The following is a 22,908-nucleotide window of genomic DNA, read 5'->3' on the forward strand; positions in this document are numbered from 1 at the left end:
CGGAAAAGAACTGCGCCTTCTGCTCCGGCGTATATTTCCTCCGGCCGACAGCTTCTTTCGTTAAAAACGACACGGTCGTTGCAACTCCCAAAAATTCTGGGTGTTGCAACGACCGCTAGAACCCGCCCTGTGAACGGGCCCTTCTGCTTGTCCCCGCTGTTCCTCCGCTTTCCGGCCGCACCTGAGTGCCTGGCGGGGTCCGGCGCACAGGTTTCGTCCAGAAAAGTCCGGAAGACTGGAAAGTTGCGGGCCTGGCGCCTGCCATCAGATTCATGTCAACAGACGAGGGCCGGTTCCTGCCTTGGTTCAGCCGAAGCGGGGAATCGGCCAGACGAAAGCCCCGGAGGTTATGTGACGTTGCTCATTGGTGGAACCGTGGAGACGGCCGCCCGGCAGACTACCGTGCGCCAAAGGCTGGACGGCCTGGATGTCCTCCGCGGGGCCGCCGTTGGCGCCGTTCTTTTGGGGCATTCCTGGCCCGGAGTCTTCCAGGGCGCCGGCATCGTCGGGGTGATTGTGTTCTTTGTGCTGAGCGGCTACCTGATCACCGGCGTGCTGATGAGGGATATCGAGCGGCACCGCAAGGTCCGGTACGGCCGTTTTTATGCGCATCGGGCCTTCCGCCTGCTGCCGGCCCTCATCGCATTCCTGGTCGTGTACGCCATCGTGGAGCTGACAGCTGACGTCCTCGGGGACCGGTCCAAGGGAATCATCGGGTATACGCTCCTTGCCGGTTTCGGCTACCTGAAAGACCTGCCGCTGCCGTTCGATGTCAGCATGGCCATCGGGCCGCTCTGGACGCTGGCGGTGGAAGAGCAGTTCTACCTGATCTGGCCGGCGCTGCTGGTGCTCGCCCTGCGGAAGAACCGGCAGGGACGGCTGGTTGGCTGGTCTGCCGCCGTCGTGGTGTCACTTATGACGGCGAGCGTCCTCGCGATGCTGATTCTTGCCCCGCACCTCCATTCGCTGGTTTATGCACTGCCGACCACGTGGGGACTGGCGCTGATCATCGGCTCTGCACTGCGCCTGTACCGGGTCCGGATGTTCAGCTGGTTCTCCGGTCCCAGGACCAGGCGTGCTGCCCTGCTTGGTGCCGCTGCGGTCCTGGCCTCGCTGATGTTCTTTCCCAAAGCCAACGAGACTCCCGCATTCTTCTTCATTGGCGGCCCGCTGGCCATGACTGCGGCCGCTGTCCTGGTGGTCCTGGCCGCCTCCGGGTCAGGCAGGATGCCGCAGTGGACGCGGCCATTGCAGCTGCTGGGCACGGTTTCCTACGCGGCATACCTCTGGAACTATCCGGTCATTCTTTGGCTCAACCACGGATCGACTGCCGACCTGCCGCCGCTTGTGGCTGTGTCCGCGATACTGCTGACACTGCTCCTGGCAGTGGTCAGCTGGCACACGGTCGAGAGGCTGGGCCGGATGGGACGGGAACGTTTCGACAAGTACTGCGCGGCTAGGGACTGGTGAGCCCGGTCGATGGCTTGGGCGAGGCGTTGGCTTCATCGGCCACGGCTGCCTGCCTCCGGCTGGCCAGCAGGAACGGAATGGCCAGCATCTCGATGACGCCGCCGATGGCCAGGGAGGCGGGGTAGCCGTACAGATCAGCTCCGCGGCCGAGCAGCGGCTGCACCACCACACCGCCGCTTGATCCCATGAGTGAATCGAAGCTGAGAACTGTGGCCCGCTGCTTCGACGGGATCATGTCGTTGATGTAGGCCTGCCGCACCGGTGCTGCCGCGGAGCCGATCAGTGCCCACACCGTCAGCAGCACCAGAGCCAGCCAGAACACGTTGGTAAACCCGAGCGCAAAGAGAATCACAGCGCCCAGGATGCCACTGACAATCAGCAACGACGTTCGCTTGCGGAACAGGCCGCGGGCATAGGGGGCGAGCCAGCCGCCGATCACCTGCGCGACGGCGACGATTGCCGCTGCCAGCCCCGCCACGGAGTACGCATGGGGGTCGCCGAAAAGCTCCAGAAGATAGGGCTGCAGGGCGTAAAAGACGTAGATTCCGACGCCGGCACTGAACGGCGCGGCCAGCATCACGTATCGCACAGGGGGATTTTTCAGACCGCCTTCGATGGACGCGGTAAGAACGGCCCGCGTCGCCCGGAGGGGATGCGTGGAGCGTTCCGGGGTGAACCCGACGTCGCGCATGAGTCCAAAAGCCACGCCGAACATCGCAAGCAGCACGCCCACCCGCAGCAGGAACGGCACGCCCAGGTTGGTGGCCTGGGCGATCACCCCGCCGGCCGACGAGCCGATGAACATGGCCACCCCGGACACCATCAGCCCGCGCCCGAATACTGCCTCCAGGCCGCCGTCGTACCCCGAGAACCGCAACGCATCCACCAGCCAGGCCTCGACCGCTCCGGAGAAGAACGTAAAGCCCAGGCCGAGCAGGACCGACACCACTGCCCAGGCCCAGAACGGGGCGTGCAGCTGCCAGAGTACATAGTAAAAGTAGGTTGAAACGGCAAGGGTCACGGTCCCGAGCAGGAACGATGCGCGGCGGCCCCAGCCGTCGGCCACCACGCCGGTGGGTACTTCGAACAGCACCATACCGACTGTGAAGAAGGCGTTGGCGGCGAAGGCCTCGAAGTTGCTGAGGCCGGCGTCCAGCAGGAACAGTGTGTTGACCCCCCAGATGAAGGAAGCCGCGAGGGTATTGCCCAGCGTCAAGGTGAGGTAGATGCGTTGGATTTTTCGGGCGGCAGCGTTCATCGTTTCGCCGTCCCCGCCACGGCGAGTTGTGACCACGAGGCCATTCTCGTCCTGTTCAGCGCCGTGTGCCAGAGCGCCGGACAGCCGGGCCGTCCGGGGGCAGCGTGGACACGTCTCCCGCTACGCTTCGTGGCTCATGGGAATTTCCCGCGACGCTGCCCATTCGCCCACGTCCCGGCGTTCAATGGCCGCCGCCATCAGATCCGGAAACAGGTCCGGTGTGCAGGCGAAGGCAGGTACGCCGATCCCGGCAAGGGCTGCAGCGTGGTTGGCGTCGAACGACGGATGGCCGCTGTCGCTCAACGCCAGGAGCGCGATCATGGTGGTCCCGGACCCCACGATCGTGGCCGCCCGCCGCAGCATTTCCTCCGCAATCCCGCCCTCGTAGAGGTCGCTGATCAGCACCAGGATCGTCTCGGCAGGCTGGGTGATCTGGTCCTGGCAATACGCCAGGGCACGGTTGATGTCCGTGCCGCCGCCGAGCTGTACACCAAACAGCACGTCGACCGGATCGTCCAGCTCGTCCGTCAGGTCAACCACCTCGGTGTCGAAAACCACCAGCCGGGTGCGCACCGACCTCAGCGAGCTGAGCACCGCCCCGAACACGCTGGAATACACCACGGATTCCGCCATCGAACCCGACTGGTCGATGCACAGGATGATCTCCCGCTGGATCTCGGTGCTGCGCCGGGCATGGCCCACCAGCCGCTCCGGCACGATCGTCCGGTATTCGGGCTGGTAGTGCCTGAGGTTGGCGGCAATCGTCCTGTTCCAGTCAATGTCCCGGTGCCGGGGCCGCCGCGTCCGTGCCGCCCGGTTCAACGCTCCAGAGACGGCCTGGACCGTCCGGGCGCGCAGGCGGTCCTCCAACTCGTTGGTGACCTGGCGGATGACCGCCCTCGCCGTCTCGCGTGAATGCTCGGGGATCACCCGGCCGAGGCCCACCAGCGTACTGACGAGGCCGACGTCGGGCTGTACAGTTCGCAGCATCTCCGGCTCAAGCAGCAACTGCCGCAGCCCGAGCCGGTCCATGGCGTCCGCCTGCATCACCTGCACCACCGTGGACGGAAAATAGCCGCGGATGTCACCCAGCCAGCGGGCCACCCGCGGACTGGACGCGCCCAGGCCGCCGCGGCCGTTCTTCTCCGCCCCGTACAGGTCCTCCAGGGCCTGGTCGCGGCGCGCGTCATCGGCAGCGAGCTCCACGCTGTGGCCGTCCGCTGTGGTGATGCCGTCGGCATCCTGCCCGCCGAGCACCAGGCGCCAGCGGCCCAGCCGTCCGCGGCGGTTGTTGCCATCAGGGTCCGTGTCCTTCATACCATCGCCTCCCAACCGAGGTAGCGGGCCATGGTCCGGACGGCGGGGCCCGCGGCCGCCAGGTCCAGTGTTGCTTCGCCGGCTATCTGGACGATGCCGCCTCTGCGGCTCACCTGCTCGCCGATTTCCCGCCGCTCCGGCCGGCTGAACGCCGAAAATGTCCTGCGCAGGAGCGGCAGCACGTCGTCGAAGATTTCGTCGTCCACGGCGGCGACCCAGTCGTCAACGATCTGCAACAGGCGCGGGTCGTAGATGAGCAGCGTTGCGTCGCCGGAGAGGAGTCCGTCGAGCCAGGCCGCCGCCTCGCGCGCCGGAGTGGCGACTGAGAGCCGGCGGCTGAGCCTGGCGGCGGCGTCGTTCCCGTCCACCAGGCCCGCGTCAAGGAGCAGCCTGGTGGCGCGCCCCGCCACGGCGCCATGGATCCGGTCCGAACCTGCGACGGCGGCGAGCGCCCGGTGCCAGTCGTCCAGCGGCAGGTCGGGCAGCAGGGACAGGCCCTGCTGGGCGGAGTCGACGGCGCGCCGCATAACGGCGGCGGCGTCGTCGTCCAACCCGGCGCAGGCCGTAGGCAGTCCCACGCAGGCCCGCACCACCGTGGTGTCCAGAATCTTCCGGACCCCGGTGACGTCAACGCCGCGCACGTTGCCGTACCGGCAGGTCCGGGCAAGCGGCGAAATGGTTTCCAGCAGCGGCGCCACGTCCTGCTGCAGGGCCGTCCGCTCGGCAAGTACCTGCACGACTCCGCCAATGCCGTCCGGCAGGTCGGCGAGCAGGCAGCCGGCGAGCAGGTTGCTGAGTTCCGTCAGGCTGCCGGCGTCCTGGGCGCGTTCGGACACGTAGGCTGCGGCGGCCGAGGCAACCGTAGTGCCGTAGCGGCTCGCTTCCACAAGTGCTATGGCCAGTTCCGGCTGCCACTGGAGTGTCCATACTTCCTTGAAGGTGCCCGTGGTCCGGCCCGTTTCGGCCTGGATGCCCCACTCGACGCCGAGCAGTGCCAGCCGGTGGAGCAGGACCGAGCGGGCCAGTTGGTTGGGCTTGCGCAGGTCAAGGGTGAGGACCTCCTCCATGGCGCCTGGTTTCCAGCGGAGCCTGCGCTGGGTGGCGGCGAGGTCGGCGGCCAGCGGGAGGGTCGGCGCGGACTCCGGCACGGTCCCCAGTTCGAGTCCGACGGTGAGTTCGCGGTGCACCAGGGCCAGCGGCAGGGGTGAACCGTCGCACAACACCGCCTGCGCAGCGTCGTCCAGTTCTGCCAGTCCGGGGCTCGGCCGCCCGCGGACGGCGGCCAGGGCGTTCGCCATCCGGGCTGCCTCGACGACGGATGCCGTCGATGCGTCGAGGTTTTCGCGGCGCAGGGCGTGGGCTACCCGGACCAGCCAGGTGGTGGACACCTCCGTGCCCGGATCCTGCGCCATCCAGTGGGTGAAGAGGTGCTGGTACCAGCCGGGCGCCGTGACGCCGGCCCCGTACCCGCTGCGCCGGCTGAGCCGGTTCGAGGTCCACGGCACCCAGGTGACGGCGACCTTGGCCTTCGGCAGGCCGGCGAGCACCTTGTTGTCGGCTGCCACGGGCGGAAAACCGGCGGGCATCAGCGCCGGGGCATGGTAGGCGCCGCACACGACGGCGATCCGCGCGTGCCCCTCCCGCATGGCGGCCCTGATCAGGCGCCGCATCGAGGCCTCCCGGCGGTTGTTCTCCATCACGTCCGGATGGTCGCCCGGCCTGTCGTCGGCCGCGCGGATCTCCGCAATGGCTTCGGTGAGCGCCGCGAACCGGTCGACGGGGTCCGTGTTCCGGTGCTCGACGGCGTCCTCCCACCAGCGCTCGGCGTCGCTGTATCCGGCGGCGTCTGCCAGCATCGCAATCGCGTCGGGGCGGTAGGGCTGCTGGGGCTGCGCGGGAGGTTCCCCGCCCCCGGTGGAGGGACCGCCGTCGGCCGCAGTGTCCTCCCCCTCCCCGTTCGACGGCGGCCCGGCAGCTTCCTCCGCCACGCGGAGCGCGAAGGTGTGCGCCGCCGGGAGGTCGATGGCCCGCACCTGGGCGCCGGTGGACAGCGCCCAGCGGATCGCCACCCATTCCGGCGAGAAGCTGGCCATCGGGTAGAAGGAAGCCAGCCGGGGCTCGTCGGCCGCGTAGATCAGCCCGGCGACAGGCGGCACCATGTCCGGATCGGACAGCAGGGGGATCACCTGGTCAAGTTCCGGCGGGCCCTCCACCAGCACCAAATCAGGGCGGAGTGCTGCCAGTGCTTCGGCGACCGAGTGTGCCGAACCGGGGCCATGGTGCCGGATCCCCAGGATGTGGACGTCTGTCATGGTTCAGTTGCCACAGATCAGTTCGGCGATTCAAGGTCGCGGCAGGCCCGGTACAGGTCCTTCCACTCCGGGCGGTTCCGGACCACGGTTTCCAGGTACTCCTGCCAGATGACCCGGTCCTGCACGGGGTCCTTGACCACCGCGCCCACCAGACTGGCGGCCACATCCTGGGCCCGGACCGTTCCGTCACCGAAGTGGGCGGCGAGCGAAAGCCCGTTGGTCATCACCGAGATGGCCTCCGCGGTGGACAGCGTGGCGGAAGGTGACTTGATGGTGGTGCGCTGGTCCTGGGTCACGCCCGAGCGCAGTTCCCGCATGACCGTGACCACCCGGCGGACCTCGGAGAGCGCAGCCAGGTCGGCCGGAAGCTCCAGGGCGGCGCCCAGGCTGCGGACCCGGCTGGTGACAATCTCCACCTCCTGCTCGATGCTGTCAGGCAGCGGCAGCACCACGGTGTTGAAGCGGCGGCGCAGTGCCGAGGACAGATCGTTGACTCCCTTGTCCCGGTTGTTGGCCGTCGCGATGATGTTGAAGCCCTTGCGCGCCTGCACCTCCTCGTTGAGTTCCGGGATCGGCAGGGTCTTCTCGCTGAGGATCGTGATCAGGGAATCCTGCACATCGGAGGGGATCCTGGTGAGTTCTTCCACCCGGACCAGGCTTCCGGTTTCCATCGCGCGCATCACGGGCCCCGGGACCATAGCCGCCCGGGACGGGCCGTCGGCGAGCAGCCGCGCGTAGTTCCAGCCGTACCGCAGCGCCTCTTCCGGTGTGCCGGCAGTGCCCTGCACCACGAGGGTGGAGGAGCCCGAAACGGCCGCGGCGAGGTGCTCTCCCAGCCAGGTTTTCGCGGTGCCGGGAACACCAAGCAGCAGGAGGGCGCGGTCAGTGGCCAGGGAGGCGACGGCGATTTCCACCAGCCGCTCCGACCCCAGGTATTTCGGCGTGATCTGCACTCCGTCCGGCAGTGTGCCGCCGAGGATGTACGTGGTCACCGCCCAGGGAGACAGCCGCCAGCTGGGCGGCCGGGGCCGGTCGTCGAAGGCGGACAGTGCGCTGAGCTCGTCGGCGTAGGCGTTCTCGGCGTGGGCGCGAAGAACGTCTGTACCGGTCTGGGCATCGGTCATTGAAAGGCCTCCGTCATTGAAAAGCGTCCGTCAGGGATTGTCGGAACGATTGGTACTGCACGGCATCACGAAGCACGCGGCGCCGGGCGGCGTCGTCGTCGGACCGCTCGAGGAGGCGCCGGGCCTGTCCGGCCGCCTCCGGCGGGAGCGCCGCCGGAAGGATGTCGGCCAGCAGGGCCGCCAGCTGGCCGCCGTTCTTGGCGGCGATCTGCCCGAGCACGGCGTCCGCCAGGTCAGGTCCCCAGGGTTTTGGCAGTTCACGCAGAGGTGTGGCCAGCGCGAACGGGTTGGACGTGCCGGCCCGTATGTGCCGCACGAGCGTATCTTCACGCTCGTCCGAGGGGAGGATACTGAGCAGCCGCAGGTCCGTGCGGACCTCCAGCAGCGCACGCACCCAGCCAAGGTCGGCCCGCTGGGCTGCCGTGGTGAGGATGGTTTCGAAGACGCGGGTTTCGCCCTTGAGCAGTGCCACGGTCGCTGCCGGGCCGCGGCCGGACACTGTCGTCCAGACATCGAGCGGGGCGCCGCGCACGACGGCGTCGAGCCGGCCCAGGCGGTCGGGTTCACCACTGCGGGGGTCTGGCTGGATCCCGTCCCGCAGGGCGGCCGCATCGGGCCCGGGCGGGAGGTCGATCTCGAACTGTTTGCGCAGCACGCCCTTGATGCGGAGCAGCGGAAGCAGCCGTGCGGCCATCCGTCCCGCGCGGGCACTGGCCGGAAGCCGGTCCAGCAGGCCGGCAGCGACCTCCCGCACGGTCTTGGCCTTGTCATCGAGTGCCAGCTCGAGCAGCTCCTCGTCGTCGTCCTGGAGGTTTGTGCCGAAGGTGGCCAGGTGGGCGGCGCGCTCCCGGGCCCCGAGGATCTCCCAATGCGTGCCCAGTTGCCCGCGGGCGGCGGCCGGGTCGGTGCGGCGGAGCCGTTCCAGCTCCGTGGTGGCGTCGGCGCTTTTCAATACGGTCCAGTCTTCCGCCATTCCCTGCCCGGGTTTGGAGGTGCCGGCCTTGAGGTCCTGAAGCCAGCGGCCCCGCGTTCCGATGGCGGGGTTCAGGTGCTTCGCCACGCCGGGTTTGGTGTCTGCCAGGGACAGCAGCAGGGGGAGCAGCCGGTGCGGGACACGCCGTCCGTACGCTCCGGCGGCCTGGAGCCAGTCCGTCACCAGTTGGCTGCGGAGCTCCAGTCCGACAGGCGGCTGGGTGAGCAGCAGGTCCAGCAGCCTGGATGCCTCACCGGATGCTTCGGGCGCATCGTCCGGCGGCGCGGGCTCCGGCAAGTCGGCAGCGTCCAGGGTGCTGCACGCACGGGCGGCGCGGGTGACGGAGTCGGCCAGGGCTGCCTGGTCCAGCAGGGACTCCTCACTGGACTGGCCTTCCGGCGGACGGACAGCCAGTTCCACGGGCGGGGGCGGTGCCGGGTGCCGGGCGGTGCCAACAAGCGCCGCCGTTCGAAGGTCCGGCAGCCATGTCATGGCGTCACCACCGCTCCACCGACGACTGCAGACAACGGCCGTACGCGGCCCTCTTCCAGCTCGCCGAACAGGTCCACGGCATGGCCGCCGGTCAGGGCCAGCAGGGAGTCCAGCGGTGCATCGACCAGGGGGAGGGCGTTCCCGGATCCGTCCCGCAGCCAGCCGTCGTCGCCGGGGGAGACACGCACCCCGGCGAGCAGCACGGGGTGGCGCCCACGCCACGGGGAAAGGGCCACGGCAGCCGATTCGGCTGCCAGCGCCTGCGGAATGCTGCCGCCCCCGCCAAGGCTGGTTGCCGTCCCCAGCGGGGCCACGGGACTGGTGAACATGGCGCGCTGCGGTGCGGAGCCGGGGTACCGTGCCACAGTGGCGTCCAGCAGCGCGCCCGCGAGCTGCGGGGTCGCCAGCGACTCGCTCTGCGCTGCAAAGTCGAGGACGACGACGACCGTTCCGTCGGGTGCGCGAAGCCAGGTCCGCTGCTGCTGGAGCCGTCCGTCGTCGCTGCGGTGGGCGCCCAGCACCAGCCACGGACCGGGCAGGGCCTCCGTGCCCTGGACGTCCGCCGTCGGAACCGCCCAGCCAACGGCCACCCGGAGATCGGCCAGCTCGTCCGGCATCAAAGTGTCCTTCATGCGCCAGGCCTTGGTGACGGCCCACCAGCGGCCGGCGCGGAGGAGCAGGTGGTCGGCCCAGTCGGTCCGGGCGTGCACGTCCGAACCCATGGCGCGCACCTGTTCGGCCAGACCCGGAAGCTGCGCATCAACCAGCCGGGCCGCCACGCCGTCCCACCAGGAATACGGCTGGGTGCGGGCGGATGCCAGGCCCGTGCGGACCAGATCCGTCAGCCAGCGGGCGAAGTCGTCGATCCCGGCATCCATCAGGGCCATCCGGTCGGCCAGCCGCTTGGCCTGTGCCGCCGGATCCGCAGGCAGGTCAGACGGGGGGCGTTCGCGCACGGTGGCCCGTTCCGCCCGCTGTGCCGCCCATTCCTGGGCGAAATCGGCGGTCTCCGTGCCGGCGTCGGCCGCTTCCCCGCGGGACCACAGAAGAAGCAGCGCCAGTGCGTGCTTGCACGGGAATTTCCGGCTGGGGCACGAACACCGGTAGGCGGGGGCGGCAGTATCCACGCTTACCTGGTAGGGAACCTTGCCGCTGCCCTGGCACTTGCCCCAGACCAGCACGTCGTTGCTGCCGGTATCGGACCAGGGGCCCGGATGTGCCAGCTTACGGGCGGCCGCCAGGGAGGATGCGTCGGGCGCGGCGCTGACCACCTGCTCCTCGCTCCATCGCCCCATGAAGCACATTGTGCCCGATGTCACAGGCGGCGCAAAGACAGGCAGCACGGAGTGAGCCGCAAGTTCTGCACAAGATTGCCTGAAATTGCTTCCTCGCATTGGCGTCTGCAGGTCAGGCCGGAGGGGGGATAGACGGCCTTCGTCGGTGTGGCTGGTTCCTGCGTACCCCGCGGAAGCGCCGTGCGCAAGGCGGTCCTGAACGCTGAGGGCTTAATTCCAAGGTCTTGCGTGCACGCCTTCGGCTAAGCGAGACTCATGAGGAACTTAATGCACCGATCAATGGGATTGCACAACAAGACCAACGGTAAGGGACGCAGTGTCGCGTCCCGTCAGCTCAGCGGCAAAGCCGCCGCAGGGTTTGGTCGCGGAGACTTTGAGGAGCGCCATGGCTGGCATGTTTGAACTTTATGTGGACCCGGAGTCCTGTTTCAGGTTTCGCCTCACAGCGCCGGATGGAACGGTAATGGCCGTTTCCAAGGCCTTCGACACCAAGACCGCCGCGGTTGCCGGCATCGCCGAAGTGCGTGAGTACGCCGGTATGGGACACATCACCGACCTCTGCCCGGCGGCCAGGAAAGCGGCGCAGCCGGAAATTCGCGACGTTCCGGTTACCCAGGGCCACGAAGTCCGGCGCATTCCGGCCGCCGACCTCCACGGCCGTGCCAGGCCACTCCGTCAGCCCGCCATCGGGCCCCGGTGGGCCGGTGTGGGCTAACGCGGCCGGGTGTCTTCGTGTCAGGATCAGTTATGCCAGATCGCCTGATGCTGCTCGATACCGCGTCCCTGTACTTTCGCGCCTTCTACGGCCTGCCGGACACCATCCGCCGGCCCGACGGCACGCCGGTGAACGCAGTCCGCGGCCTGCTGGACATGATTGCCAGGCTCACCACCGACTACGGCGCGACTCACCTGATTGCGTGCTGGGACGACGACTGGCGTCCGCAGTGGCGCGTGGATCTGATCCCGACCTACAAGTCGCACAGGGTCGCTGAGGTGGTGGCGGATGCCGCCGACGTCGAGGTTGTCCCGGATGCCCTCGAAGCCCAGATTCCGCTGATCCGGCACGTTCTCGACCTGGCCGGTATCGCCGTCGTCGGCGCTGCCGAACACGAGGCCGACGACGTCGTAGGCACCTACGCCAGCCACGCAGAACTTCCCGTCGACGTGGTGACCGGGGACCGGGATCTTTTCCAGGTCGTGGACGACGCCCGTCAGGTGCAGGTGATCTACACGGCGCGGGGGATGAGGAACCTCGAAGCCGTGACGGACGCTGTCGTCGTCGGAAAATACCGCGTGCTGCCGGAGCAATATGCCGACTACGCGACGCTCCGCGGCGACGCATCTGACGGGCTGCCCGGCGTCGCCGGCATCGGCGAGAAGACCGCGGCCTCGCTGCTGGGCGAGTACGGCACGCTCGAAAGCCTGCTCGCAGCGGCAGCCGACAGGGACGGCGGTGTCTCCGCCTCCGTGCGGTCAAAGCTCGCGGCGGCGGCCGACTACCTTTCGGTCGCGCCCACCGTGGTGAAGATTGTGCGCGATCTCAAGCTGCCCAGCCTGGAGGAGGCTGGGGCCCGGCTGCACCCCGTGGACGGCGCTGCGCGTGCTGAACTTGAGCGTCTCGCGGTCGAATGGAATCTGGGCAGCTCAGTCAAGAGGCTCCTCACTGCGTTTGACCAGCGTTAACGGATCGCGCTGTCGGTAGTTTGTGAACATGCCCAGTCCGGGATTGGGTCTTCGGGTAGGGAAGAGTCGTCGTAGGGTGGGCACTCCCCGGATCAGGGTCTGGTTCGTCGATGGGCCACGGCAGCCGGACCCACTCCGGCAGCGGATCTTCGGGCAGCGGATCTTCGGGCAGGAGATCTTCCGGCAGGGGATCTTCCGGCAGCAGTTCGCCGGGCAGGGGATCTTCCGGCAGCAGTTCGCCGGGCAGGATGTGTTCGGGCACGACTGGGCCACGTTCCCGGCGGCTGAGTTGGTCCAGGATGTGGGGTGGCCATTGTGGTGTTTCCCAGTCCTGGTGTTCGCTTTGGTAGTGGCGGCCGGTGGGTGAAATCCAGCCGGGCGGATCGTCTTTGGTGGCCGAGCAGGGCGTCCAGGCTGTGGTGTGTTTCAGCCTATGGTGTTTGCGGCACAGTGACTCGAGGTTGGTGATGCCGGTGTTCCCGCCGTCGGCCCAGGCGAGGATGTGGTCGGCTTCGTTGTCCAGGGACTGGTTGTTGCAGCCGGGGAAGGAACATTTCCCGTCGCGCATGCGCAGCCATTGCCGCATCGCTGCGGGGATGCGGTAGCTGGCCCGTCCGATTTCCGTTGGCGCCCCGTTGCGGGGGTCGGTGAGGACCCGGCGGAACGAGGACGCGCCGTCGGCTACGAGTTGGCGGGCCATGGAGGCGGGGATGGGTCCGTAGCCGTCGAGGTCGGCGGGTTCGTCGGTGAGGCCCATCAGGGCAAAGACCGGGACGGTCACCAGGACCTGCGCCGCCGGCGAAGGTACCCGGCCCGAATCGACCCCGCCAGGGGCAGGAACCAGACCGGGCACAGCATCATCGACCCCGTCAGGGGCCGGAACGCCTCCAGGCCCACCATCATTGCTGGTGCTGGTGCTGGTGCTGGTGCTGGTGCTGGTGCTGGTGCTGGTGCTGCCGGCTGTTAAGGCTGTGTTGGCGGCGGTTGGGTCTGTGCTGCCGGCCGTTGGGTTGCTGGTGGTGAAGCCGGCGCTGAGGAGTACTTTGGCGGCGACGTCTGCCCGGAGCTGGGTCATGGTCCGGTCCTCGGTGGGGCCTTGGAGTGCCCGGGCGGTGGCGGTGATGCCGTTCCAGATCCCGGCGGCCTGGTCCGCGGGGAGGTAGGCGGAGAGCCAGGCCATTCCGTCCCGGTCCGGGGCGTACTCCAGCCGCCGGTCCAGGAAGCTTTTGGCGTGGCGTTTTTCGATGCTGACAGGGTGGTGGCGTTCCCGCCACGTCCGGGCTTTGTGCCGGAACCGCGCCGGGACCATGTCCCCGGCCGGGCACCACCGGGCCGGGTGCGGCACGTCCGGGTCCAGGAAATGCGCCTCCAACGCCGCGGCAACGGTCGGATCAACGCTGGTGGTTTCGTCGACCATCACGCGGGCGTGCTGCCACGACAGGTCCCCGGCCTGCAATGCGGCGAACGTCAGCGGCAGGGTGGTAGTGAGTTCCTGGGATTGGGCCAGCAGGGCGGAGGCCGAGCGTTCGCTGACCGTCCGGGCACAGGCGACCTCGGCGACGACGCCCATTTCGCGGGCCAGGCGCTGATGCGGCTGCTCATCCGGCGCTGCCATGGCCTCGGACTTCTCGGCGAACCCGGAAGCCAGGCGCACCGTCAAGCCGGCCAGCATGGCATCAACCCGCGCCGATGCGCCGAGCCCGTCCAGGCACGCATCCGCCTGCTCCCGCAGCGGATCCGAACCGCCAGAGCCAGAAACCCCAGTACCAGGACTGCCTACCCCGCGTCGCACACAGTCAGCCAACTCCGCAGCGGACGCCAAAAAGGCCTCCACGGCCTCGTCCACTGCCACGTTTTCCATACCCAAATCATCCCGCGAAGGACCGACAAAAACGGGGAAGCAGAAGACCTATGTGGATAACTTCTTACCAGCAGAGATTCAACGCAGCGATGTTTGCCCGGCCGCTCTTCTCCGACGCCGTCGCTGCCCGTATCGTGGTGGGCGTCCCCCATAGAACGGACCGATTATGCGTGAACTGAACTTCATCAGCACCGGCAAGTTGGAGTGGATCGAACGGAACGACCCGAAACTGATCACGGGTGATGATGCGATTGTGCGTCCGATCGTTGTGGGCCGCTGCGACAGCGACACGGTGCCAATCCACCACCGTGTCACGCGGGTCATGCAGGCCGGTTTGAAGGCCGGGCTGATCGACCCCGCCGTCGGGAGCATCTGTGGACCGATGCCATTCCAGGGGCCGTTCGCGATCGGGCACGAAGCGATCGCGGAGGTGGTCGAAACGGGGCCATACGTGAAGAACCTCAGCGTTGGGGACAAAGTGGTGGTCCCCTGGTCCGTCTCGTGCGGGCGGTGCGGAATGTGCCGGCGGGGCCTGACCTCCAAGTGCAGCATTGCCCGTGACGGACGCGCCATTGCCGCGTACGGATTCGGACCGGCGTGCGGCCCCTATGGCGGAATGGTTGCGGACCTGGTCCGGGTCCCGTTTGCCGAGTACATGCTTGTCCCGCTTCCCGATGGTCTCGATCCGCTGCGCGTCGCCGCTGCCAGCGACAATCTCGCGGACGGTTGGCGCACTGTGGTGCCGCAGCTCCGGGCGCGGCCCGGCGCTAAGGTCCTGGTCCTCGGGGGCGGCGGCAAATCCATCGGCCTGTATGCGGCCGGCCTGGCCGTCGCCCACGGCGCCTCGACGGTCGATTATGTTGACACCAGCCACCGGCGCCTCGATGTCGCCCATTCCCTCGGAGCCGATGCGCACCAGCGGTCCGGGAAGGCACTGAGTCCCGGGACAGGTTACGACATCGTGGTGGAGGCTTCCAGCACGACCGCCGGGATCCGCCAAGCCATCCGCGCCACGGCACCAGGCGGGACCTGCACGGCCATTGGCTACTACCCCGGCACCAACACCGGTATCCCCCTGATGCACATGTACGCCAACGACATCACCTTGCGTGTGGGCGTCTCCCACCCCCGCGCCGTCCTGCCCGAACTCCTGGACTGGGTGCACACCAACAACTTCCCGGCGGAGAAGGTGACCAGCCACCTGGCGGACTTCGACGACGCGCCCACAGCGTATGCCGAACACGCTACGAAACTCGTCCTTCACCGCCCTGCCCTCAGTCAGAACAGTCGTCAGGATTAGATCCATCTCGGGGCAGCGGGCACCTCTTCCAGCACGTCCCTGTTCCGGGTGGCGGTGACGCCGCTGTGGCCGCGTCCGGTGGCCCATTGGACGACGGCGGGCAGGGGACCGGTGATGATCGTCGGGTCCGCGGTGTTGGTGCCGCCGAACGCCAGGTCCGTGCCGGTGGTTGTGCCGGTGGCGTTGATCCGGAGTCCGGTGTCGGTGCCGCGGGTGTGCCAGGTACCGGTGATGTCCGTGAGCAGCCGTTCCAGCACTGACGTGGGGATGTCGATGAAGGTGGCGCCGTTGTTGAGGTCGATGGCGTGGACCCAGACTTCGCGGGTGCGCATCCACACGGTTTCGGACGCGGGGACAACACGGCCCTGTGCGGTGCGGACCTCATGGTGCCAGGCCTCTTCGGGCAGGTCGCGCCATTCCACTGACAGGTGCACCGCGGAGTGGTCGAACAGGTTCCGCAGCGCAATCGGGGACAGCGTTGCCCCGAAGTTGATTTCCTGGTTCCGTGCTTCGGGCGAGGAGTACATGGGTGTTTCGACACCGGTGGCAGCCCACTCCACCAAACGGGCGATGGCGCGGGCGTTGTAGCCGATGTGCGCGGTGATGTGGCGGCGGGTCCAGCCCGGCAACAGCGAGGCACCGTCCAGGTCCGCGTCGGTGAGTTCGTTGAGTTTGCGGGCGAAGAACGCGGTACCCCGCCGGGCCTGCAGCAGGGACTGCAGGAGCGCCGGGTCGGTGGTCCGGTCGGCGCGGGCGGCCATCAGGCTTCCTTGATGACGCGGTTCTTCAGCTGGCCCAGGCCTTCGATGGTGGTGACCAGGACCTGGCCATCCTGCAGGTACCGTTTGGGGTCCTGGGCGTGACCCACCCCGCCCGGAGTGCCGGTCGCGATCACATCTCCCGGGTTCAGAGTGATGATCGTGGAGATGTAGGAGACCAGGAACTCCGGGGTGAACACCACGTCGTCGGTGGGGGTGCTCTGCTGGATCTCACCGTCCACCTCGGAGGTCATCAGGCCACCGGTGAACTCGTCCTTGGTGACCAGAGCGGGCCCGAACGGGGTGGACTTCTCCCAGGTCTTGCCCTGCAGCCACTGGACGGTCCGGAACTGGTAATCCCGCATCGACACATCGTTCAGGACCGCGTACCCGGCGATGTGCTCGGCCGCGTCGGCCTCTGCGATGCGCCGACCGGTCTTGCCGATAATCACGGCGAGTTCGGCTTCCCAGTCCACGGTCCCGGATTCGGGCGGCAACGCCAGGTCATCGTTCGGGCCGATCAGGGACTCGGCGTACTTCGCGAACAGGGTGGGGTACTCCGGGACGTCCCTCCCCATTTCCTTGATGTGGTTGCGGTAGTTGTGGCCCACGCAGATGATCTTGCCCGGGGAGGGGACGACGGCGGCAAGGTCCGCGCCGTCCAGGGGATGGGTTTCGCCGTTGGCCGCCTTGGCTGTGGTTTCCCAGTTGGGGTCCTGCAGGAGGGCGCCGACGTCGGCGAAGCCGTCAATTTCGGTGAGGGTTTCGCCGTCCTGGCGGACCGCCACGGTCCCGGCGGTAGCGGTAGCGGTGGCGGTGCCGTTAGGGGTGCGGAGGGTGAGGAGTCTCATGCGTTCTTGGGTCCTTCGGTGTAGGTGCGGTTGAAGCTCAGGCGCTCAAAAATGGGGGCGTCACTGAACCGGAACAGATCAAACTCGGTGCCGGCATCAGCGTCGGCGGTCAGGGACCATTCCTGCCAGGACGGGACGACGAACAGGTCGCCCTTGGCCAGGGCCTTGGCCTCGCCGTTGAGGACTACGGTGCCGGTACCCTCGAAGACCTGCCAGACACTGGAACCCACCTCACGCAGGGGTTCGGTGGTGGCGCCGGGGCGGAGGCGGTGAAATTCGGCCCGGATCGTGGGCATCACGTCCCCGCCGGTCGTCGGGTTCGTGTACCGGACGGCGGCGTGGCCCTGGGACACGGTGGCCGGGTGGCCCTCGTCCTCCAGGAGCAGCTGCTCGGTCAGGGCGGCGTCGGTGTGTTCCCACCGGTACGCCGCGATGGGGGAGTTGACCGTGTCCTGGAGCCCGGAGAGGGGTCGCAGGCCGGGGTGGGCCCAGAGCCGCTCGGACCGGGAAATGTCCGGGGTGGCCTCGTCGGTGACGCGTTCGGTGCCGAACTCGAAGAACCCGGCGTCGGCGTAATGCACAAACGGGATGTCCAGCCCGTCGATCCAGGCCATGGGCTGGTCGGTGTCGTTGTGGTGGCCGTGGAAGTTCCAGCCCGGGGTCAGCAGGAAATCCCCGCGGCGCATCGCCACCGGATCCCCGTTCACCACCGTCCACACCCCCTCACCCTCCACGACGAACCGGAACGCGTTCTGCGAATGACGGTGCTCCGGGGCCGTCTCATGCGCGCCGAGGTACTGGATCGCCGCCCACAACGTCGGCGTCGCATACGGGGTCCCGGCCAGGCCCGGGTTGGCCAACGCAATCGCCCGGCGCTCCCCGCCCCGCCCCACCGGCACCAGATCCCCCGCACGGGCGGCCAACGGATACAAATCACTCCACCGCCACACATGCGGCACCGCCTTCGGCGACGGGACCATCGGCATCAGATCCCCGATCTCCGTCCACAACGGAATCAGATTCTCCGCCTCGAAGTCCCGGTACAACTCCGCCAACGCCGCAGCCTCCTCCGGCGTCGGCTCCGGCAGCGCATGACTCGCAGCAACAGACTCGTGGGTAACGTTTTCAGTCATCGTCTTTCCTTGTCGTTCAGTTGGCGGATGCGGTCGAAGTCGCCCCTGCGGCGCCGGGTGCGGTTGCCCGGCCAAAGGTGGTTGAGACCTCGGGGCTTGGCTCAAACCCAAGCCGCCAGGCACGGACCCACACCGGGGTTCCTTCCTCCGCCTGGATGGCAGCCGTATACAGGTTCCAGCGGCGGCCGTCTTTCGGTGGCGCCCCGATGACCTCGTCCAGCGGACCGGTTGGCGGCACGTCAGTGCCCGGCGGGTCAAATGTCCACCCGATAGACGCCCCTGCCGTGGAGGATCGGGCCGCAAAACCCTCGGCGGTCAGCGAAACGTCCGGGGCCTCCGTGGGGCGCAGCTTTCCTTCTGGCCGCCACTGTTCGATCAGTTCACTTTCGGGAAGCAGCCCCAGATCTCCGTAGCGCTCCTGCCAGTCAGCCAGCGCCAAGCGAAGCCGCTGAAGGGCGGCCGCATGATCCGGATTGTCGGCCAGGTTGACCGTTTCGTACGGATCGGCAATGACGTCATACAGCTCCTCAGCCGGCCGTCCGGCCGCAACGACCGAACGCTGAAGATCCGTGAGCAGGTCCGGCTTCAGGCCGCGGCCCAGCTGTCCGGCTTCCCGGGAGGCCAGGGCCCGGAATTCCGCCCACGTTGCGAGCCCGTCCGCGTACTGCAGATGCTCCATCCCGGAACGGTCCGGGTGGTAATGCCGGATGTAGCGGTAGCGGACGTCCCGCACGGTCCGTGACATGTCCTCGGCCTCGTCCATCCGGTCACGTCCGGCATAGGCAAACTGGTTCGGCCCGTCGTCGAATCTGCCGTGGCGGTCGAAGAGCGCTGTGCCGTGCATGTGCGCGGGCACAGGCAGTCCACTTGCCGCCAGCATGGTGGGGGCGAGGTCCATGGTGTGGACGAGTTCTGTACGGACTGTTCCGGGCCGGATCGCGCCGGGCCAGCGGACGATCAGCGGTTCGCGGAGGCCTGCTTCGTTCGGCCAGCGTTTGGCCCTGGGCATTCCGGGCCCGTGGTCGCTCCAGAACACCACCATCGTGGATTCGGCCAGCCCGTCCTCCTCAAGCTGCGCCAGGAGCCCGCCCACCCAATGGTCCATCTCGGTGATGAGGTCGCTGTACCGTGCCCAGGCGCGGCGGAACACGGGTGTATCCGGGTGGTACGGCGGAAGCGGCGCCTTAGCGGGATCGTGCCTGGCTTCCGGCGGGACGTTCCGGGTGGTCTCGGCGAAGGCCTCGTCAGCGTAGTAGATCCGTGACTCGTGGGTTGCCATGCCATGGAAGGCGGCAAAGAACGGTGTTTCGGGGTCGGGGCGGTTGCGCCAGTGGGCAGTACTGCTGCAGTCATCGAACGTCGTGGGCGGTGTGGCCACCTGGAAGTCCGTGAACGCGTTGTTGGTGCAGTAGTACCCCGCTTCCCGGAAATATTCGGGCAACAGGCGGACTTCCGGCGGCGGGACCGCCTTGCTCCGCATATGCATGGTGCCGATCGACGTTGGAAAGCAACCGGTCATGATGGCAGAGCGGGCCGGAGCGCACACCGGCGCCGACGCGAAGGCGTTGTTATACCTGGCACCCTCGGCGGCGAGCCGGTCCAGGTTTGGCGTGACGGCGTACTCCGCTCCGGGCCAGATGTCCTTGTAGCACCCGAGGTCAGGATTGATGTCGTGCGTCGAGATCCATACGATGTTCGGCGGTTTCAACGGCAGTTCCTTGTCTGCTTGAGCCACCCGGAACCTTTAAGCTTCCGCTGCGGGGGGAACCGGAATGCCGGTGCGGGCATAGCTGTTCCAGAAAGCATCCAGGGTGCCTGCCAGGTCGATGTCAGGGTTGATGGCCCACTCCGCCTGCAGACCGTCCGAAAGCGCCAGGAGCATCCGCGAAATCACGTTCGGGTCTGCGTCCGCGGCGAACGTGCCGGATTTTTGGCGCTTCTCGATGTCCCGGCTGATCCGGCCATGGACCACCAGGTCGCGTTCACGGAAATAGTCATGGCAGGGGTGCTCGGGGTTCACCGCGGCCGCCTGCAGGCTGACGTACAGCTGGACGAGGCCGGGGACTTCCATGTTGTGGTGGGCCAGCTGGATGATCAGGGGCAGCTCGGTGACATCCGCGGGGCTGAAGTGCTGCCTGTCAACCTCGTCACGTTTGCGGAGAACCTCCGCCAGCAGGTTTTCCTTGGTGTCGAAGTGGTGCAGCAGCCCTGCCTGGGTCATGCCGGCCTCGTCGGCGATATCGCGCAGGGAGGTCGCTGTGTATCCCTTGCGCCCGATCACGTCCAGGGCGGTCTGCAGGATGAGCTCGCGGGCAGCCCGTCCTTTGGCATAGGACCCACGCCTGCGGGCAGGCAACTCCCTACTTGCGGCCATTTACAGCTCCAATCCGAACCCGCACTCGTAGAGCGCGTCTTTTGTGTCCCCGGGGACGTCCGGACGGGACGCTACCACGGCAGCCTCTGACCGGGGGAGTTGGAACGGCAGCCGGCCTTCGGGTGGCACAGCTCCCGTAAGCGCCTGGAGGACTGCGGTGTCCGACGCACCGTAGACGGCGGCGATGGCTGTGCAGTGCGGTTCCAGCGGGGCCAGAATTGCGGGGCGGTCCAGATGTGGAACCAGGATCACCGGAATCACAGCAGCCAGTTCCTCAATCCGGCTGATGGTCCCGCTGTCGAATTCGAGGCTCCCTGCGTGGAAGCTGGATTCCAGCATGTAATGGTCGCGGAGCTCGAACGGGGCCGCAACCCGGGCGATCGCGACGTCGGCGTCCGCGGGGTCGGCAGCCGCGGTGAAGCCGGCTTCTGCCAGTGCGTCGGCGCTCATCTCCCCAGAGTAGACGCGAAGCCCCGGAGCCAGTGGCAGCAGGGCCGCGCCGTTGTTTGATGCGTTCTTCAGTATGGTGACGGAGCGGGCCTGGGCCCGCTGGCCGGCCGCTACGTATTCGGGCAGGCCGGTCCGCTGCTCAGCCTGCTCCTCGTCGACGTAGGGGTTGTCAAAGAGTCCCAGTTCGAATTTGACCTTCAGCAGCCGGCGGGCCGAAATGTCGATGCGCTCCTCCGTGAGCTGTCCTTCCCGGACCAGCTCAATCACCAGCTCAGGGCATTCCTCGCCGCCGAACTGGTCACAGCCGGCTTCGATGACCTTCAGTACGCGCTCCTTTTCCGAGAGGTGCTCAACACCCCACGCGCGCGGCGGCAGCTGGCGGCCGTGCAGGCGGGATTCGGTGACGAGGCTCCAGTCGGTGCAGACGACACCGTCGTAGCCCAGTTTTTCGCGCAGGAGCCCGGTGATGACCTGACGGTTGAAGCCGAACCCGACTTCCTCGACCGGTTCGCCGTCCAGTTCCAGGCCGATGGGCATGCCGTAGTACGGCATGATGGCCGTGACGCCGTGGGCAATGACGCGTTTGAACGGTTCGAGGTGGTGGTCGAACATCCCGCCGGGGTAGACCTGCTCCCGGCCGTAGGGGAAGTGCGGATCTTCGCCGTCGCGCTGGGGGCCGCCGCCGGGGAAGTGCTTGGCCATGCAGGCGACGCTGCGGTCGCCCAGGTGCTGGTCTTCGAAACCGTCCAGGTAGGCGAGGGCCAGGCGGGCCACCAGCTCGTTGTCCTGGCCGAACGTGCTGTATTGCCGTGCCCAGCGCGGTTCGGTGGCCAGGTCGATGGTGGGATGAAGGGCGGCGCGGATGCCGATGGCGGTGTATTCGGCCCTGGCGATCGCGGCAAACTCACGGACCAGCTGCTCGTCCCGGACCGCGGCGAGGCCCAGCGGTTCGGGCCAGGCGGAGAAGTACTCCGCGGTAAAGGACGCCCCCCAGTTTTCGATGAACGAGTGGCGGGGGTCGGTGGACAGGGTGACAGGGATGCCATGCGGGCTTGAGTTCATCGCCAGCCGCTGCAGTTCATTCACCCAGCGCGAAGCGAGCCGCGGCTCGGGCACGAAGTGGAAATTCAGGTGGTTGACGAACTTGTCGGCGACAACCTCCTGGAGGGTGGCCCGGCCGGCCCGGGACGTCTCGTCGCCCAGGTTCCCGCTCTCGGCGGCACTGACCATGGTGTGGAACATCAGGCCGGCCTTCTCCTCGAGGGAGAGGCGGCTGAGGAGGTCCTCGACCCTTTCGGCGACGGGCAGGCCCGGGTTTTCGTAGGGGTCCATGATGCCGTTGCCGTTCAGGTCCCTGAATAACGTGCCGTCCGGAGCGCGCTGGAATTCCGGCGCCGTTTCCACGCTCATGCTGCTTGCCCTGTGGTTGCTGCGACGAGCTGGCGGCGGGCTTCACGGCGTTCGCGTTGCTGGGCGGGGTTGGGGACTGGGGCGGACATAAAGAGCCTTTGGGTGTAGGGGTGGACTGGCTGGGAAGTGACCTGGGCGGCGCGGCCCTGTTCGACGATGTGTCCCTTGTAGAGCACGATGACGTTGTGGCTGATGTGGCGGATCACGCTGAGGTCGTGCGAGACGAAGAGGTAGGCGACCTTGGTGGCTTCCTGGATTTCGACCAGCAGGTCCAGCACCGTTGCCTGGGTGGTGAGGTCCAGGGCTGAGACGGGTTCGTCGCAGACGATGAGGCGTGGTTTGACGGCTATGGCGCGGGCTATGGCGATGCGCTGCCGCTGGCCGCCGGAGAACTCGCGGGGCAGCCGGCCGCCGGAGTTGGCCGGGAGACGGACCCGGTCCAGGAGGCCGCGGACCCGTTCGAGGGCATCCTTCTTGTTTGTGCCCTGGATGGTGAGGGGTTCGGAGAGGATGTCCTCTACGGTCATGGACGGGTTCAGGGACGTGTAGGGGTCCTGGAAGACCACCTGGATGTCCCGGCTCAGGTTGCGCCGGTCGTGGCGGCCGGCGTGGGTGATGTCTTTCCCGTCGAACCGGATGTGCCCGGCGGTGGGTTTGACCAGGCCGAGGATGGCCCGGCCGATGGTGGTCTTCCCCGAGCCGGATTCGCCAACGAGGCCGAGTGTTTCGCCCGGCCGGATGGCGAAGGAAATCTCCTCCAGGGCCCGGAAGGCCGGCTTGCGGCCGTGTCCGGGGTATTCCACGGCGAGCTGGTCGACTTCCAGGAGCCGGGGTGTGTTCGTCATGG

General features: G+C 67.6%; 18 protein-coding genes. 4 read left to right on the forward strand and 14 right to left on the reverse strand.

Translation table 11 applies throughout. From position 1 onward, the window contains the following. Positions 1–351 precede the first annotated feature (351 nt). Positions 352–1,470, forward strand: coding sequence for an acyltransferase (locus EYS21_RS20640; protein ID WP_242633539.1), 1,119 nt, complete (start codon positions 352–354; stop codon positions 1,468–1,470). On the opposite strand, the gene EYS21_RS20645 is transcribed toward EYS21_RS20640, so the two are convergent. The 6 genes from EYS21_RS20645 to EYS21_RS20670 all read right to left on the reverse strand — a co-directional run bounded on the left by EYS21_RS20645 (position 1,457) and on the right by EYS21_RS20670 (position 10,241). Then, the gene (locus tag EYS21_RS20645; protein WP_207307841.1) at positions 1,457–2,728 is read right to left on the reverse strand and encodes an MFS transporter; all 1,272 of its coding nucleotides are present in this window, start codon (positions 2,726–2,728) and stop codon (positions 1,457–1,459) included. The two genes, EYS21_RS20640 and EYS21_RS20645, sit on opposite strands and share 14 nt — an antisense overlap. Positions 2,729–2,848: 120 nt before the next feature. Next, positions 2,849–4,045 (reverse strand): VWA domain-containing protein, encoded by a 1,197-nt coding sequence (locus EYS21_RS20650; RefSeq protein WP_131135120.1) that lies wholly within the window; start codon positions 4,043–4,045, stop codon positions 2,849–2,851. Then, on the reverse strand, positions 4,042–6,357 hold the full coding sequence (locus EYS21_RS20655) for a DUF5682 family protein (protein ID WP_131135121.1): 2,316 nt from the start codon (positions 6,355–6,357) through the stop codon (positions 4,042–4,044). Before EYS21_RS20655 ends, EYS21_RS20650 begins: the two co-directional genes overlap by 4 nt. 17 nt (positions 6,358–6,374) lie before the next feature. Beyond that, the gene (locus EYS21_RS20660) at positions 6,375–7,481 is read right to left on the reverse strand and encodes an AAA family ATPase (protein ID WP_131135122.1); all 1,107 of its coding nucleotides are present in this window, start codon (positions 7,479–7,481) and stop codon (positions 6,375–6,377) included. A 13-nt stretch (positions 7,482–7,494) separates the two neighbouring features. After that, positions 7,495–8,946 carry a DUF5691 domain-containing protein gene (locus EYS21_RS20665; RefSeq protein ID WP_131135123.1) on the reverse strand — a complete coding sequence of 484 codons (1,452 nt, stop codon included), beginning with the start codon at positions 8,944–8,946 and terminating at the stop codon, positions 7,495–7,497. Then, positions 8,943–10,241, reverse strand: a complete 1,299-nt coding sequence (locus EYS21_RS20670; RefSeq protein WP_131135124.1) for an SWIM zinc finger family protein — start codon at positions 10,239–10,241, stop codon at positions 8,943–8,945. The genes EYS21_RS20665 and EYS21_RS20670 overlap by 4 nt, the downstream gene beginning before the upstream one ends. A gap of 394 nt (positions 10,242–10,635) precedes the next feature. On the opposite strand from EYS21_RS20670, the gene EYS21_RS20675 reads away from it, so the two are divergent. Together EYS21_RS20675 and EYS21_RS20680 are read left to right on the forward strand one after the other, a co-directional pair. After that, the gene (locus EYS21_RS20675; protein ID WP_347559585.1) at positions 10,636–10,956 is read left to right on the forward strand and encodes a YegP family protein; all 321 of its coding nucleotides are present in this window, start codon (positions 10,636–10,638) and stop codon (positions 10,954–10,956) included. A 32-nt stretch (positions 10,957–10,988) separates the two neighbouring features. Further along, entirely contained in the window at positions 10,989–11,924 is a 936-nt protein-coding gene (locus EYS21_RS20680) for a 5'-3' exonuclease (protein WP_207307840.1), read from the forward strand. On the opposite strand, the gene EYS21_RS20685 is transcribed toward EYS21_RS20680, so the two are convergent. Then, positions 11,902–13,785: an HNH endonuclease signature motif containing protein gene (locus tag EYS21_RS20685; protein ID WP_131135127.1), complete on the reverse strand. Its 1,884-nt coding sequence runs from the start codon at positions 13,783–13,785 to the stop codon at positions 11,902–11,904. The two genes, EYS21_RS20680 and EYS21_RS20685, sit on opposite strands and share 23 nt — an antisense overlap. Before the next feature lie 166 nt (positions 13,786–13,951). Here EYS21_RS20685 and EYS21_RS20690 point away from each other — a divergent pair, with 166 nt between their 5' ends. Next, on the forward strand, positions 13,952–15,085 hold the full coding sequence (locus EYS21_RS20690) for an alcohol dehydrogenase catalytic domain-containing protein (RefSeq protein WP_131135128.1): 1,134 nt from the start codon (positions 13,952–13,954) through the stop codon (positions 15,083–15,085). On the opposite strand, the gene EYS21_RS20695 is transcribed toward EYS21_RS20690, so the two are convergent. From EYS21_RS20695 to EYS21_RS20725, 7 genes are read right to left on the reverse strand one after another with little or no spacing between them, the layout of a single operon-like run. After that, entirely contained in the window at positions 15,082–15,846 is a 765-nt protein-coding gene (locus tag EYS21_RS20695) for a maleylpyruvate isomerase family mycothiol-dependent enzyme (protein ID WP_131135129.1), read from the reverse strand. The genes EYS21_RS20690 and EYS21_RS20695 overlap by 4 nt on opposite strands. Then, complete coding sequence (locus tag EYS21_RS20700; RefSeq protein WP_131135130.1) at positions 15,846–16,694, reverse strand: fumarylacetoacetate hydrolase family protein; 849 nt, start codon at positions 16,692–16,694, stop codon at positions 15,846–15,848. Before EYS21_RS20700 ends, EYS21_RS20695 begins: the two co-directional genes overlap by 1 nt. Beyond that, positions 16,691–17,827, reverse strand: a complete 1,137-nt coding sequence (locus tag EYS21_RS20705) for a cupin domain-containing protein (RefSeq protein ID WP_131135131.1) — start codon at positions 17,825–17,827, stop codon at positions 16,691–16,693. Before EYS21_RS20705 ends, EYS21_RS20700 begins: the two co-directional genes overlap by 4 nt. Positions 17,828–17,843: 16 nt before the next feature. Beyond that, positions 17,844–19,562: a sulfatase gene (locus tag EYS21_RS20710; RefSeq protein ID WP_242633540.1), complete on the reverse strand. Its 1,719-nt coding sequence runs from the start codon at positions 19,560–19,562 to the stop codon at positions 17,844–17,846. Positions 19,563–19,571: 9 nt separating this feature from the next. Beyond that, positions 19,572–20,201, reverse strand: a complete 630-nt coding sequence (locus EYS21_RS20715) for a TetR/AcrR family transcriptional regulator (protein WP_131135132.1) — start codon at positions 20,199–20,201, stop codon at positions 19,572–19,574. Next, entirely contained in the window at positions 20,202–22,061 is a 1,860-nt protein-coding gene (locus EYS21_RS20720) for a glycoside hydrolase family 3 N-terminal domain-containing protein (protein WP_131135133.1), read from the reverse strand. Then, positions 22,058–22,906, reverse strand: a complete 849-nt coding sequence (locus EYS21_RS20725; protein ID WP_131135134.1) for an ATP-binding cassette domain-containing protein — start codon at positions 22,904–22,906, stop codon at positions 22,058–22,060. Before EYS21_RS20725 ends, EYS21_RS20720 begins: the two co-directional genes overlap by 4 nt. Positions 22,907–22,908: the final 2 nt, after the last annotated feature.

Source organism: Arthrobacter sp. S39 (assembly GCF_004320525.1).
Taxonomy (GTDB): Bacteria; Actinomycetota; Actinomycetes; order Actinomycetales; family Micrococcaceae; genus Arthrobacter.